This is a genomic window from Pseudomonas sp. SMV71, assembly GCF_052042015.1.
Lineage (GTDB): Bacteria > Pseudomonadota > Gammaproteobacteria > Pseudomonadales > Pseudomonadaceae > Aquipseudomonas.
In genome coordinates, this window is the sequence record NZ_JBKGGU010000004.1 from 187,488 (window position 1) to 201,356 (window position 13,869).

The window sequence follows — 13,869 nt, forward strand, 5'->3', positions numbered from 1 at the left end:
ATCAATCTGACACGGCGAGGTGACGATCTGGGGTCGCTGCGCAACCCAGCGGGAGCAAGCTCCCTCGCCACAAAGAACCTCGGCACTCTCAGTTTCAGCACCCGGCTTCCAAAAAAATTAACAACGTTTAACTCACGCCGTTGTCGCGTCTGACCGGACCATGAAGACCTCCCAATCACCGCAAGGAAGTCATGTCATGAGCACCTTCATCACCCGCGATGGCACCGAGATCTACTACAAGGACTGGGGCAGTGGGCAGCCGGTGGTGTTCAGCCATGGCTGGCCGTTGAACTCGGACAGCTGGGAAGCGCAGATGATGTTCCTGGCATCCAACGGCTATCGGGTGATCGCTCATGACCGTCGTGGGCACGGGCGCTCCAGTCAGCCTTGGGACGGCAACGACATGGACACCTACGCCGATGACCTGGCCGAGCTGATCGAACGCCTGGACTTGAAGAATGCCGTGCTGCTCGGCTTCTCCACCGGCGGTGGCGAAGTGACGCGCTACATCGGTCGTCATGGCGCCGCGCGCGTCGCCAAGCTCGGCCTGATCTCGGCGGTGACACCGTTGATGGTGCGGACCGCGTCCAACCCCGGCGGCCTGCCTATCGAAGTGTTCGACGGCTTCCGCCAGGCCTCCCTCGCCGATCGTTCTCAGCTATACAAAGATGTGGCCGGTGCATTTTTCGGCGCCAACCGTCCAGGCGCCAAGGTTTCCCAAGGCATGATCGACTGGTTCTGGATGCAGGGCATGCTCGCCGGCCACAAGAACACCTATGACTGCATCAAGGCATTTTCGGAGACCGACCTGACCGAAGACCTGCGCAACATCGATGTGCCGACCCTGGTGGTCCATGGCGACGATGACCAGGTGGTGCCGATCGAAGCCGCCGGCATTGCTGCCGCCAGGTTGCTCAAGAACTCTCAGCTGCTGGTCTACCCCGGCGCGCCTCATGGCTTGACCGATACTCACAAGGACCGGCTGAACGCTGATTTGCTGGCGTTTATCCAGGGCTGAAGGGGGAGGGGCTGACCCTGATGCTTGGGCAAGCCACAAAACCTGGGGTGGAAGCGAGCTTGCTCGCGAAAGCGGAGTGTCAGTCGACAAGGATGTTGAATGTCGGTACGCCTTCGCGAGCAAGCTCGCTCCCACAGAGATTTTACCCATCCCTGGTCATTCAACAGGATCAAAAACCCATGAATCGCAACGATCTACGCCGTCTCGACATGAACCTGCTGGTGATTTTCGAGGCGTTGATGTTCGAGAAAAACCTGACCCGCGTCGCCGAGAAGCTGTTCATGGGCCAGCCGGCGGTGAGCGCGGCGTTGGGGCGGTTGCGGGATCTGTTCGATGACCCGCTGCTGATCCGCCACGGTCGAGGCATGGAGCCGACTCCACGAGCCCTGGCCATTCTCAAGGAACTGCAACCGGCCATGGACACCATTTCCGGTGCGGTCAGCCGGGCCAAGGCGTTCGATCCGTCCACCAGTTGCGACGTGTTTCGCGTCGGCCTGTCCGACGATGCCGAGTTCGGCCTGTTTCCGCCGCTGCTGATGCAACTGCGCGAAGAAGCGCCGGGCATCATCGTGGTGGTGCGCCGGGCCAATTTCCTGCTGATGTCGTCGCTGCTGGCCAGCGGTGAAATCAGCGTTGGCGTCAGCTACACCACCGACCTGCCGGCCAATGCCAAGCGCAAGAAACTGCGGGACATTCCCTGCAAGGTCCTGCGCGGCGACAAGCGCCCAGGGCCGCTGACCCTGGACGAATACTGCGAACGGCCCCATGCCATGGTGTCGTTCTCCGGCGACTTGAGCGGCAACATCGACCTGGACCTGGCGCGTATCGGCCGGACCCGCAAGGTGGTGCTCGCGGTGCCGCAGTTCAGTGGCCTGCGCGCCTTGCTCGCCGGCACCGAGCTGATCGCCACCGTGCCTGACTACGCGGCCTGCGCGCTGGTGGAAGGCTGCGGCTTGCGCGCCGAGGATCCACCGTTCGAGATCAATGCGGCTGAGCTGTCGATGGTCTGGAGCGGGGTGCACGACAACGATCCCGCCGAACGCTGGCTGCGCTCACGCATCGCCAGCCATATGTCCCAACCGTTGCCGGCGGCTGCTTCGACGCCGTCGGTCGGAGACCACCGATGAACCTCACCGATGAACGCCCGTTGCAGGACCTGGGCTTGTTGTTCCTGCGCTTGAGCGGCGCGCTGTTCCTGCTCTGGGTCCATGGACTGCCGAAACTGTTGCACTACAGCGTCGAGCTGACCCGGATCGAAGACCCGTTTCACCTCGGTGCTGCGCCGACCCTGATCCTGGCGATCTTCGCCGAGGTGCTCTGCCCGTTGCTGATCGTGGCCGGCGTCCTGGTACGCCTGGCCTGCCTGCCCATCCTGTTTCTGCTGGCCGTTGCGCTGCTGGTGGTTCACCCGCAGTGGAGCCTGGAAGAAGGGCAGTTCGGCTGGCTGCTGCTGATTATTTTTACCAGCGTATTCATCGCCGGGCCTGGGCGCCTCGCGATCAACACGCGTTTTGCTGGAGTGCTTCGCCATGTCTGAATCTCAAACCCTCGAAACCAGTGCAACGCCCGGTGCCGATGAAATCGTCACCCTGGTGGTCAAGCACCGGGTCAAGGCCGGTCAGGACGCCGCCTACGAAGCCTGGTTGCGCCGCACCGTGACCGTGGCCGCCGGTTGGCCAGGTCATCTGGGCGTGGATGTGGTCCGGGGCAAGCAGGGTGGGCTGTCACTGTTCACCTGTGTGCTGCGTTTCCGCTCCACCGAGGCCATGCAACGCTGGCTGGATTCGCCTGAGCGCCGGCAGTTGGTCGACGAGGCCGCGCCATTGCTGGCCGACGGTGACCAGACTGAAGTCGGATCCCACAAGGAGTTCTGGTTCGCCCCGCTGGCAGATGCCTCCACGCCTCCCCCGCGCTGGAAGCAGGCTGTGGTGACGCTGTTGGTGATCTTGCCGCACACCTTGCTGGTGCCGCTGATCTGGGGGCCGGTCCTGCAACTCAACGCTTTCCTGTCCAACTACGTGGTCGCCACGTTCCTGATCACCGTGACCATCGTGCTCTCGGTCTGTTACGTGTGCATGCCGCTGGCGACCCGGTTGTTCGCGCCGTGGTTGGAAGCCTCGAAGGCGCACGAACAGCTGAAACCGTAAGCGATCACCGTTGTGACGAGGGAGCTAGCTGTGGCGAGGGAGCTTGCTCCCGCTGGGGCGCGAAGCGGCCCTGAGCTTTTTGGGGCGGCTGCGCCACCCAGCGGGAGCAAGCTCCCTCGCCACGGACTGTAATTATTTTTGATAGAAGGAAAATCCGATGAACGCCGATCTGATTCTGTTCAATGGCCAATTTCATACGGTCGACCGGGAAAAACCCCGTGCCAGCGCCGTCGCCATCAGCCAGGGCAAATTCGTCGCAGTGGGCACCGACGCCGAGGCCATGGCCTTGCGGGGCAGCGGCACCCAGGTCATCGACCTCAAGGGCCGCACCGTCATCCCCGGGCTCAACGACTCGCACCTGCACCTGATCCGCGGTGGCTTGAACTACAACCTGGAACTGCGCTGGGAAGGCGTGCCGTCCCTGGCCGATGCCTTGCGCATGCTCAAGGACCAGGCCGACCGCACGCCGACCCCACAATGGGTACGCGTGGTGGGCGGCTGGAACGAGTTCCAGTTCGCCGAGAAGCGCATGCCGACCCTGGAAGAGCTCAACCAGGCCGCGCCCGATACCCCGGTGTTCGTGTTGCACCTGTATGACCGCGCCTTGCTCAACCGCGCCGCGCTGCGCGTGGCTGGCTACACCCGTGACACGCCGAACCCGCCGGGCGGCGAGATCGTGCGCGACAGCAAGGGCGAGCCCACCGGCATGCTGGTGGCGCGGCCTAACGCGATGATCCTGTATTCGACCCTCGCCAAGGGGCCGAAGCTGCCGCTGGAATACCAGGTCAACTCCACCCGCCAGTTCATGCGTGAACTCAACCGCCTGGGCCTGACCAGTGCCATCGACGCCGGCGGTGGTTTCCAGAACTACCCGGACGATTACGCGGTGATCGAGCAGTTGGCTCGGGAAGAGCAGTTGACGGTGCGCATCGCCTACAACCTGTTCACCCAGAAGCCCAAGGAAGAACTCAGCGACTTCAAGAACTGGACCGGCAGCGTCAAGTTGCACCAGGGCGATGATTTCCTGCGGCACAACGGTGCCGGCGAGATGCTGGTGTTCTCGGCCGCCGACTTCGAAGACTTCCTGGAACCACGCCCGGACTTGCCGCCCGGCATGGAACAGGACCTGGAGCCGGTCGTGCGCCACCTGGTCGAGCAGCGCTGGCCGTTCCGCTTGCACGCCACCTATGACGAATCCATCAGCCGCATGCTCGATGTATTCGAAAAGGTCAACCGCGACATTCCGTTCAACGGCCTGCCATGGTTCTTCGACCATGCCGAGACCATCACGCCGAAGAACATCGAGCGGGTCCGGGCCCTGGGCGGCGGCATCGCGATCCAGGACCGCATGGCGTTCCAGGGTGAGTACTTCGTCGACCGCTACGGCGCCAAGGCTGCCGAAGCCACGCCGCCGATCAAGCGCATGCTGGCCGAGGGCGTGCCAGTGGGCGCCGGCACCGACGCCACCCGAGTGTCGAGCTACAACCCGTGGACCTCGCTGTACTGGATGGTCAGCGGGCGCACCGTCGGCGGCTTGTCGCTGCACGAGGAAGGCCTGCCGCGCCTGACTGCGCTGGAGCTGTTCACCCATGGCAGCGCCTGGTTCTCCTCCGAGCAGGGCAAGAAAGGCCAGATCAAGGTCGGCCAACTGGCGGACCTGGCCGCCCTGAGTGCGGACTTCTTCAGCGTCGAGGAAGAAGCCATCAAGTGGATCGAGTCCGTGCTGACCGTGGTCGACGGCAAAGTGGTGTACGCCGCCGGCGACTTCGAAAAGCTCGGCCCGGCCAGCGTCCCCGTGCTGCCGGACTGGTCGCCGGTGGTCAAGGTCCCAGGCCACTGGCGCCCGAACTCGCCGTTGCAAGCCCAGGTTCACCAGTGCAGCGGCCCGTGCACCGTGCATTCCCACAGCCATGAGCGCGCGCGTCTGTCGAACGTGCCGGTCAGCGATTTCCAAGGCTTCTGGGGCGCGTTCGGCTGTTCGTGCTTTGCGTTCTGACTGATTGATCCATTTCCCCTGTGGGAGCGAGCCTGCTCGCGATAGCGGTTGAACATTCAGCATCGCTGTCGCCTGACACTCCGCCATCGCGAGCAAGCTCGCTCCCACAGGTTCCATATTTCCATCCAAAGGAGTCATCCCATGAGCAATGTTCCTACCTACAACCGTCTGAACAAAGATGACGCGGTCGTCCTGCTGGTCGATCACCAGACCGGCCTGATTTCCCTGGTCCAGGATTTCTCGCCGAACGAATTCAAGAACAACGTCCTGGCCCTGGCCGACTTGGCGAAGTTCTTCGAACTGCCGACCATCCTGACCACCAGCTTCGAAAAAGGCCCTAACGGCCCGATCGTGCCGGAGCTCAAAGAGATGTTCCCGGACGCGCCGTACATCCCGCGTCCAGGCCAGATCAATGCCTGGGACAACGAAGACTTCGTCAAGGCGATCAAGGCCACTGGCCGCAAGCAACTGATCATCGCTGGCGTGGTGACTGACGTCTGCGTGGCATTCCCGACCTTGTCGGCACTGGCTGAAGGTTTCGATGTGTTTGTGGTGACCGATGCTTCCGGCACCTTCAACGAAACCGTGCAGCAAGCCGCCTGGGTGCGCATGACCGCTGCCGGCGCGCAGATGATGAACTGGTTCTCGGTGGCCTGTGAGCTGCACCGCGACTGGCGCAACGACATCGAAGGCCTGGGCAACCTGCTGTCCCAGCGCATTCCGAACTACCGCAACCTGATGAACAGCTACTCGGCGTTGACTGCCAAGTAAGCTGAGCGTTGTAGCTGGACGACGCCCGCTTTGTGCGGGCGTTTTTTTGTGCCTGGAGTCGGCCCAGCCACACACCCTGTGGCGAGGGAGCTTGCTCCCGCTCGGCTGCTCAGCAGCCGCTAAGTTGGCTCCGCGATATGTCTGGGAAAAATGCAGGGCCTGCTTTGCAGGCCAGCGGGAGCAAGCTCCCCCGCCACATTGGGCTGGTGTGGAGCCGAAATTCGAGATCAGCCACAGCCCCTGGGTGGTGCCTGCTCGCGATGAGGGTGGCAGAACCGACACTTCCCAATCTGCCTGGCGCCGCCCACAATGCCCCGTTGAATTCCCTGACTGTCCACCCGCGGATCCCCAATGAACCCCTTCGAAGAAATGCGCATCTTTGCCCAGGTCATGGAGTCGGGCAGTTTCACTGCGGCGGCGGACAAGCTGGGGCTGTCCAAGCAGTTCGTCAGTCGCAGGCTCATGGAGCTGGAGCAGCGCCTGGGTGTGCGTCTGCTCAACCGCTCGACGCGGCGCCTGGATGTCACGCCCCTGGGCCAGCGTTATTACGAGTCGGCGCAGCGCCTGCTGGGTGAGCTGGAACAGGTGGAGCAGGGCATCAGCGGCCAGACCAGCGAGCCCCGTGGCACGATCCGTCTCAGTGCGCCGCTGTCGTTCGCCGTGGCGCACCTGGGCAGCCTGTTGCCGCTGTTTCTGCAACGCCATCCCGGCGTCAGCGTCGAGGCCGACCTGAGTGACCGTCCGGTGGATTTGCTGGGGGAGGGCTACGACCTGGCGCTGCGCATCGGCGTGTTGGAGGACTCGACCCTGATCGCCCGGCGCATCGCGACCATCGAACGGGTGTACTGCGCCAGCCCGGCCTACCTGGCGCAACGCGGCACCCCGACACGGCCCGAAGAGCTGCGCGAGCATGATTGCCTGCCCTACGGTCACAGTCGTCAGGTGCAGTGGCGCTTCGGCGGCATCGGCAAACCGTTGACCCTGGAGGTCACAGGACGGATGCGCGCCAACAACGGCGATGTCCTGAGGGACGCGGCAATCGCCGGCATGGGCGTGACCTACCTGCCGATGTTCATCCTTGGCGACGCGCTGAAGGACGGTCGGTTGATCCAGGTGTTGGCGGGGTTCGAGCCCGAGCCGCTGACGTTGTCGGCGGTGTACCCGCAACATCGCCAAGGCTCAAGGCCGGTGCAGGCCCTGGTGGAGTTCTTGCGCGAGCAGATGCAGTAAAGCGCCGCGAACACATCCAGCCGTCATGGGACGGCTGGACGTGTTCGCGGCGCTTGATTGGATCAGGCGGCGATATTAGCGCTGCTCAATTCTTTCTTGTACTGCGCTTTCATGGCTTCCATCTGTTCACCCAGGGCATCGAGCTTGGCCTTGCCCAGCAGCTTTTTCGCCTCAGGGAACATTTCCTTCTCTTCTTCCTCGATGTGGTGCTCCAGCAGTTCCTTGACCACTTTTACACGACCGGCGAACTCTGGTTGAGTCGGGTCGGTGGTCTTGAGGTCCGGCAGCACCAGGGAATCGACGGTGCGGTGTTCTTCCTTTGCCTCGTAGTACATTTCGGCCTGTTCCTTACCGCCAGCTTCTTTGAAGGCCGGGTACAGAATCTCTTCTTCCAGACGGGTGTGAATGGAAACTTCCATTTCGAGTTTAGCCAACAAGTCAGTGCGTTTCTTGACTGCGCGCTCGGTGGATTCGCTCAGTTGAGTCAGAATGGCTTTGACGCGTTCGTGGTCGGCTTTCAGCAGGTCGATGGCGTTCATGAGTAGCTCCTGGCAATTCACGGATGCGGGCCGGCTTCAAGCGCCGACGCCACGTAACAGGTAAATTGCATGAGCCATGCCAGCCGTGGAGGTTTTTAAATTCCTTTAAAAACAGTTGGTTATGATTGTCGCCATTTTTGCCATCGTGCAGGCTGCAATGGGCGCAGCGAAAAAGCCATGCACTTTGCGCTGTCGACGGACGCTAGGCGCTGTACAACAGCTGACGAGCTCGTCTGGCAATCGCCAGGCACGAGGTCAGTCCTGGCGACTCAATACCAAACAGGTTGATCAACCCCGGCACGCCATGGTCTGCCTCGCTGCTGATCAGAAAGTCACGGGCCGGTTCGCCGGGTGCCGAAATCTTTGGCCGGATACCGCTGTAGTCAGCGTGCAGGCTCCGGTCCGGCAGGCCCGGCCAGTACTTGCGAATCGCTGGGTAAAATGCTTCGGCCCGGGTCGGGTCCACGCGGTAGTCCTGCTCCTCGACCCATTCGACATCCGGCCCGAAACGCGCCTGGCCCCCCAGGTCCAGGGTCATATGGATGCCCAAACCCGCAGCTTCCGGAGCGGGATAGACCAGATGTCGGAACGGCGCCCGCCCGCTGAGGCTGAAATAGTTACCCTTGCATAGACAATCGTCCGGCACTGACTGCGGCGGCAGGCCGTCGATGCGGCGGGCGAGGGCAGGGGCCTGCAGGCCGCTGGCATTGATCAGTTGCCGACAAGACAAGCCCATCTGCGCCGTACCGCCCAGCTCCAGCCTGAAGCCATCCGTGGTGACATACGCACGCAACAGCGGCGTGTGAAACGCCACCGTCGCGCCAGCGGCCTCGGCATCGCCCTGCAAGGCCAGCATCAGGGCATGGGAATCGACAATCCCTGTGGATGGCGAATACAACGCCGCGACGCACGCCAACTCCGGTTCCAGCGCTTGCGCCTGCTGTTGGTCGAGCAGACGCAGGTCTTCCACGCCATTGACCAGACCGCGTTCTAGCAACGCCCCGAGCCCAGCTACCTGGGACTGATCCGTAGCAACGATCAGCTTGCCGAGCCGCCGGGTGCTGACTCCACGACTTTCGCAATAGGCATATAGCTGGCGCCGACCCTCGACACACAACTGCGCCTTGAGACTGCCCGGCGGGTAATAGATACCGGCATGAATGACTTCGGAATTACGCGAACTGATGCCTGTACCGATGGCCCCGGCGGCTTCGATCAGCAGCACTTCGTGACCGGCCAATGCCATTTCCCGGGCGATGGCAAGGCCGATGATACCGGCGCCGGCTATTACGCATTCGATATGCATGCGTGGAGGTTCCTCGTTGCGCTGTGGACCAGCAACCCGGTCAGGATAGCCGGGCTGTGGGTGTTGTTACGAGCTCTCTCACGGAGGACAACATTGATCCAGAGTTTTTCTGTCCGTGGACGCCATTGGGTTTTATAAAGGGAGCGCGTCGCGCGGTGTAGTGACTGTCTTGGTCATTCCTTGATGGTGTGGTTTCCGGCTGTGGGCGTGGAAGTGCTTTTCCCCGTGCTCCGTTAAGTCTCCTGCGCCTATTCGATAATTAACAACTTGGCTTTATAACCGCACCGCTCTGCTCATATTGGTGTTGCAGATACTCGACCTTCCTTCCGTGATCTTCCTTCACGCAAAAAATCGCGTCGTAGAACAGGACGCTCTGACGGAGCGGGTGAGCAATAAGGGCATCGATCCTTGCGTAGTACGTTTCGCCCACTTTGAGGGGTTTCTCCGGGGCAGACTGTCGATACCCGGCGGGTAATGCACCGTATGAAATGCAGTCACCAGACTTTAATGACAGTGGTGGGTTTTCGGGAGTCAGCACAACTTGCCACATTAGTAGGCGGCCATTATGGTGCAGCGCACGCTCCGAAACTGATAGGGCTCTGACGCTCACAGATGGTGACGCCTGCACAGGTGTACAGATCAATAATTTTCCATTCTCCGAGCGGATAACAGCTTCGCCCGGTATACCCCACGGTGTGGCGTTACCCGAGCTTACTAAAATAATCACCAGCAAAATGAACGAATAACTTCTCATGTCAGTTCCAGTGATGACCGTCAATCATGGAGCGTAAACCTGTGGCGCATTGCCGTTACGTCGACCATCGCATGATGGAATAAAATCAGATCCGTTCGGCATACGGATGTACTGGATGAATTTTCCAGTACCGTCGGCGCTTCGGCTAATACAGAATACCGCGCGATATGTATCTGTTGGGCTGTACGCATTACTCAAGCCGAATACGTAGGTGTGATTGACTTTGAGAGTCAATGGGGAGCTTCTTATTTTATAGGCGTCCAACTCATAACCTTCAGGCACAGCATCGAATATGACACAGGCGCCAGGCTTCAACTCTAACGGCTTGAAGCCTGATTTCAAAGAGACTCCCCAAGAGCCTGGGTTCCGCACGTAGCTTTCTGACAGTGATATCCAACCGACAGGAAATGTCTGCGTCGTATCATCGGGCAAGCAAATTGCTGGTTTATCATCGATGGAAATGATATTTCCATCGCCCATGTATCCAAACGATGTTGCATGAGTCTCTTTCAAAGCTATGCAAAATGGCATGATTAGCAAAATTACTGAATACTTCATGTGTCGCCTCAGCCTGGGAGGTTAGAACGGTTGGCAGGGTCATCCAAAACACTCTTAACCGTTAAAGCAAGGAGTTCCGGGCTTTTACCAATATTACTTCGGCTCCATACCCTCCGTGGGTTGCGAAGAATACAAATCAAATAATAGTCCGAAACGATTTCACCTTGCTGCTCCATGTTGTAGTCGGAAAAATTCCTGCTTTCTGCCAAGGTGTATTTGTAGGCATCCTCTCCACGGCTGGTTACAGTCAGTCCGGCCTGTTTAACAGGGTACCCAAGTTGGTATTGCCAAACATGGGTCAATTCGTGCATGAACAGCGCTTTATCCCTGTCGTCCCCGGTAGTAGAGAAATCATCTCTGTAGAATTTTGTGCTTTCTGGAAAATACATTTCTCCATTAGGTGTGACAGCCGTGTTCTGAAAACCAAAGAATAACCACCAGCCACCGTGGTGAATTTTGACTTTACTGTAGTTAATCGATTCTTTGAATATAACTCTGGACATGGCGATTTCACCCGGTGTCAATGCACGAGACTTACCTTTGGGCAACGGCACGACCTGGATGGAAGTACCCACGCCCGTATCGTTGGTCGAGATATTCATGGCGCTCAGGTCGATCTCCAGTGGGGCCTGGGCGTTCTGCGCAGCGCAACAGATCGGCTTCACGCCTTCGGGTGGGAACAGGGACAAACGACTGATCCGGGCCGGTTCCCGGGTCACGATGCGCTGCGTATAACCCTGCTCGTCGGTCATGCCTTCAAACGAGCTGTTATCCGCCAGGGTGACGCGGTATTTCAGATTGCTTGCCGGCTTACCGTTCGGATCGACCAGGTGAAGTTGTTCATCGAACAGCGAATCCAGCATTTCGAGCTTCAGGTCCCCGGGCACCAGGGTGTTGATGCTCATGGTCCGGCCATCCTTGTCGGTTACGCCGGTGAATATGTCTCCTTGTTGGGTCGTGACTTGGTAACGAGAAAATGGCTTGGCTGCCTGGACTTGATTTCTAAGCTCATAGACACCGCTATAACCGGCAGGCAAAGGCGTGGCCGGGGTATCTAGCGTAGTGCCGTCGAGTTTCTCCACATTGAGCGCCTTGAGGTAGATATTGCCCGGCGCCCCCAGCTCGATCTCGCCATCCTTCAGGCGGATATAGGCGCCACCACAGTGGAGTACCAATTCTTGCGCAGCGCTTATTTCAACGCGTCCGCTGGTGCTCTCGACCTTGACGTCGGCTTTAGCCAGCGCATGCAAATCGCTTTTCTGGGCATGCAGTTTGATCTGGCCTTCTGCGGCCTTGAGTTGCAGATCGGCCTTGCGCGCCAACACGCTGACAGCGTCCTGTGCGGCGGCGGTAAAGTTGCGCCCGGCGCTGATATCGGCATTGTGTGCTGCCACGATGCCGACGCTTTCAGCCCCCGAGGCCAGGCATACGGCCTCGGGACTGACCATGCCGATTCCACTCGGGGCATGGACCAGAACGCCGGGCCGTTTCAGATTCTTCAGCGCCTCGCCCAAACGCCTCTGGCTCTCGACATCGCTGGGTATCGCTTCAGCGCTACGTGAAGCGCTGGCCAGTGAACGCGCCAGGGACAGCGCACTTTCCAATTGATTGATGGCGTCTTCCATGTCGAGCTGCATACCCGTCGCGCGTGGCTGCTCATCAGCACTGATGAACAACCCCTTGCCCCCGCGTATCGCCCCCCAACCGTCGCTGCGCAGTTCGAACCCTTCGCCGCGTTTGCGCTTGTCAGCGTCTACCAGGTGCCCGAGGTTGAGCTGGCTCTTGCCGCTGTGCTCGGTGCTGAGTTTGATGTGTTCCTCGCCGCGGCTGTCGTCCATGCGCAGTTTGTTGTTGGCCGGGGTGCGCAGCACGTTGCGCTTGTAGTTGCGCAAGGTCACCGGGTCGGGGTGGTCGCTGTCATGCAGGGCGTGGGCGATGTAGGGGCGGTCCGGGTCGCCCTGTTCGAAGGCGACCGCCACTTCGGTGCCGGCCAGCAGCGGCAGGTGCAGGCCGTGGGTGTCGCCGGCGTAAGGCCGCGCCAGGCGCATCCACAGGCTTTCCCGGCCGGGTTGCCAGGTGTCGCGGTCGAACAGAAAGTGCACCCGGTAGCGCCCGTCGAGGTCGATCTCGGCGTAGGGGTCGTTGGCCTGCGGGTTGCTGACCCGCGCCGGCACGGTACCGCTGATGCACGGCTTGGGCAGCACCGGCGGGCGGTAGCACACCTCGTTGGCATAGGGGATCGCCTCGAAGGTGACGACGAAGCTGCGGTCGCGGGCGGCGGTGGTGGTCAGTTGCACGATCACCGCACCTGGGGCGAAAGCCTGGGGCGCGCCGGCGATCTTCAGCACCTGGCTCGGCGCCAGGGCGGCGCTGCTGCTGGTGCCGCTCAGGCGCGTGCGGTCGTTGAGGTAGCGTTCGTGGCGCAGGCGCGCGTAGAAAAAACCGCTCTCGCTTTGCAGGTCTTCGTCCTGGTCGAGACGGTCGCCCAGCACCCGATACGGCTCGGCGTAGTGGTAGGCCTCGCCGTAGGTCCCCTTGGCGCGCCGGCTCTGGTCGACCTCGCCGTCGAGAAAGGCCAGGGCATCGCCGTAATGGTAGGCGCGAAAATGGATGTGCTTGTCCACCACCTGATGGGCCGTCTGCAAGCCCCAGACACTGTCCTGGCCGGTGCTGGCCAGGCCCGATTGCGGTTGATAGGCCAGCTCGACGCCGGGCAGGTAATGCCGCTGGTCGTCGCGAAACTCCACCACGTCGATGTACAGGCGTTCGTCAGTGACGAACCGGTACCAGATGCCGACCTCGGCCAGCAGACGGTCGATGAAGGCCAGGTCGCTTTCGTCGTATTGCATGACCTGCTCGCGCCGCGGGTACTCGCGCACCAGCTTGAAGTAGAAGTGCTGGCCCTCGAAGCCGTGGCGACTGCGCAAGATGTGCTCGACGATCTCCGGCACCGACTGGTGCTGGTAGATCCGGAACTGCTTGCCCCGGGCGAGCAGTGCAAAACGTGGCTGCAAGGTGACTTCGTAGCGGGCCTCGTCGCGGGACCCGGACAGGCGCTTGAAACCGGTGACCGCGGCATTGAACGTGCGCAGCGGCTTGCTCACCGGCAACGGGACCCCACGAGGCAGGCGCGGCGGCGCGGGATGCAGGCTGAAATAGGCGTAGCCGTTGAGCAGGTCTTGCGCCGCCAGGTCGTGCTCGGTGCAGGTGAATTCGACGCGGTAGTGGTAGGGCCGGCTCAGTTGTTCGACGCCTTCGAAGGCGAGGACATCGAGCTGGGCGTCGATCTTGGAGATCCGCAGGGTGTGGCGGCTGTGGTCGAAGAAGAGAATGGGTTGGTCTGACATGGGATGTCCCTGGCACCTGCGTGTTGCGCATCGGTGGTTGTTCAAAGGACGTCAGCCTGAATCAGTTCAAGAAAGGAATTCCATTGCTTTGCGAGGGTCTCGACGCAGTTTGGGAGACTTCCTACAAGTGCAATGTCAAATGGCAGAGACTCATTGTAGGGAGGGTGTTTTTTCCTACGGAAAGTTAGGCGGCTAGGGCCTTT

The 13,869-nt window shown here is 60.7% G+C and carries 12 protein-coding genes; 7 read left to right on the forward strand and 5 right to left on the reverse strand.

The genetic code is table 11. From position 1 onward, the window contains the following. Positions 1–196: 196 nt before the first annotated feature. From ACLEJQ_RS05465 to ACLEJQ_RS05495, 7 genes are all read left to right on the forward strand, one after another. Complete coding sequence (locus ACLEJQ_RS05465; protein ID WP_440792885.1) at positions 197–1,018, forward strand: alpha/beta fold hydrolase; 822 nt, start codon at positions 197–199, stop codon at positions 1,016–1,018. A gap of 179 nt (positions 1,019–1,197) precedes the next feature. Beyond that, on the forward strand, positions 1,198–2,145 hold the full coding sequence (locus ACLEJQ_RS05470; protein ID WP_440792887.1) for a LysR substrate-binding domain-containing protein: 948 nt from the start codon (positions 1,198–1,200) through the stop codon (positions 2,143–2,145). Beyond that, positions 2,142–2,555, forward strand: a complete 414-nt coding sequence (locus ACLEJQ_RS05475; RefSeq protein ID WP_440792888.1) for a DoxX family protein — start codon at positions 2,142–2,144, stop codon at positions 2,553–2,555. Before ACLEJQ_RS05470 ends, ACLEJQ_RS05475 begins: the two co-directional genes overlap by 4 nt. Beyond that, positions 2,548–3,165 (forward strand): antibiotic biosynthesis monooxygenase, encoded by a 618-nt coding sequence (locus ACLEJQ_RS05480; protein WP_440792890.1) that lies wholly within the window; start codon positions 2,548–2,550, stop codon positions 3,163–3,165. Before ACLEJQ_RS05475 ends, ACLEJQ_RS05480 begins: the two co-directional genes overlap by 8 nt. Positions 3,166–3,322: 157 nt before the next feature. After that, positions 3,323–5,161, forward strand: a complete 1,839-nt coding sequence (locus ACLEJQ_RS05485) for an amidohydrolase (RefSeq protein ID WP_440792892.1) — start codon at positions 3,323–3,325, stop codon at positions 5,159–5,161. A gap of 141 nt (positions 5,162–5,302) precedes the next feature. Then, positions 5,303–5,932: an isochorismate family cysteine hydrolase YcaC gene (gene ycaC, locus ACLEJQ_RS05490; RefSeq protein ID WP_245144820.1), complete on the forward strand. Its 630-nt coding sequence runs from the start codon at positions 5,303–5,305 to the stop codon at positions 5,930–5,932. A 351-nt stretch (positions 5,933–6,283) separates the two neighbouring features. Beyond that, complete coding sequence (locus tag ACLEJQ_RS05495) at positions 6,284–7,162, forward strand: LysR family transcriptional regulator (RefSeq protein ID WP_440792895.1); 879 nt, start codon at positions 6,284–6,286, stop codon at positions 7,160–7,162. A gap of 62 nt (positions 7,163–7,224) precedes the next feature. On the opposite strand, the gene ACLEJQ_RS05500 is transcribed toward ACLEJQ_RS05495, so the two are convergent. The 5 genes from ACLEJQ_RS05500 to ACLEJQ_RS05520 form a co-directional block, all read right to left on the reverse strand. Further along, a complete protein-coding gene (locus tag ACLEJQ_RS05500; RefSeq protein WP_440792897.1) occupies positions 7,225–7,701 on the reverse strand; it encodes a hemerythrin domain-containing protein in 477 nt (158 codons plus the stop codon). 202 nt (positions 7,702–7,903) lie between these two features. Then, the gene (locus tag ACLEJQ_RS05505) at positions 7,904–9,007 is read right to left on the reverse strand and encodes an NAD(P)/FAD-dependent oxidoreductase (RefSeq protein WP_440792899.1); all 1,104 of its coding nucleotides are present in this window, start codon (positions 9,005–9,007) and stop codon (positions 7,904–7,906) included. A gap of 259 nt (positions 9,008–9,266) precedes the next feature. Then, positions 9,267–9,761, reverse strand: coding sequence for a hypothetical protein (locus tag ACLEJQ_RS05510; protein WP_440792900.1), 495 nt, complete (start codon positions 9,759–9,761; stop codon positions 9,267–9,269). A 24-nt stretch (positions 9,762–9,785) separates the two neighbouring features. Further along, on the reverse strand, positions 9,786–10,319 hold the full coding sequence (locus ACLEJQ_RS05515) for a hypothetical protein (protein WP_440792902.1): 534 nt from the start codon (positions 10,317–10,319) through the stop codon (positions 9,786–9,788). An 8-nt stretch (positions 10,320–10,327) separates the two neighbouring features. Continuing rightward, entirely contained in the window at positions 10,328–13,666 is a 3,339-nt protein-coding gene (locus tag ACLEJQ_RS05520; RefSeq protein WP_440792904.1) for a type VI secretion system Vgr family protein, read from the reverse strand. Positions 13,667–13,869 lie beyond the last annotated feature (203 nt).

Excerpts from the sequence above, each read along its gene's own strand:
- ACLEJQ_RS05465 (WP_440792885.1), top strand. The coding sequence starts at position 197 with ATGAGCACCTTCATCACCCGCGATGGCACCGAGATCTACTACAAGGAC.
- ACLEJQ_RS05470 (WP_440792887.1), top strand. The coding sequence starts at position 1,198 with ATGAATCGCAACGATCTACGCCGTCTCGACATGAACCTGCTGGTGATT.
- ACLEJQ_RS05475 (WP_440792888.1), top strand. The coding sequence starts at position 2,142 with ATGAACCTCACCGATGAACGCCCGTTGCAGGACCTGGGCTTGTTGTTC.
- ACLEJQ_RS05480 (WP_440792890.1), top strand. The coding sequence starts at position 2,548 with ATGTCTGAATCTCAAACCCTCGAAACCAGTGCAACGCCCGGTGCCGAT.
- ACLEJQ_RS05485 (WP_440792892.1), top strand. The coding sequence starts at position 3,323 with ATGAACGCCGATCTGATTCTGTTCAATGGCCAATTTCATACGGTCGAC.
- ycaC (WP_245144820.1), top strand. The coding sequence starts at position 5,303 with ATGAGCAATGTTCCTACCTACAACCGTCTGAACAAAGATGACGCGGTC.
- ACLEJQ_RS05495 (WP_440792895.1), top strand. The coding sequence starts at position 6,284 with ATGAACCCCTTCGAAGAAATGCGCATCTTTGCCCAGGTCATGGAGTCG.
- ACLEJQ_RS05500 (WP_440792897.1), bottom strand. The coding sequence starts at position 7,701 with ATGAACGCCATCGACCTGCTGAAAGCCGACCACGAACGCGTCAAAGCC.
- ACLEJQ_RS05505 (WP_440792899.1), bottom strand. The coding sequence starts at position 9,007 with ATGCATATCGAATGCGTAATAGCCGGCGCCGGTATCATCGGCCTTGCC.
- ACLEJQ_RS05510 (WP_440792900.1), bottom strand. The coding sequence starts at position 9,761 with ATGAGAAGTTATTCGTTCATTTTGCTGGTGATTATTTTAGTAAGCTCG.
- ACLEJQ_RS05515 (WP_440792902.1), bottom strand. The coding sequence starts at position 10,319 with ATGAAGTATTCAGTAATTTTGCTAATCATGCCATTTTGCATAGCTTTG.
- ACLEJQ_RS05520 (WP_440792904.1), bottom strand. The coding sequence starts at position 13,666 with ATGTCAGACCAACCCATTCTCTTCTTCGACCACAGCCGCCACACCCTG.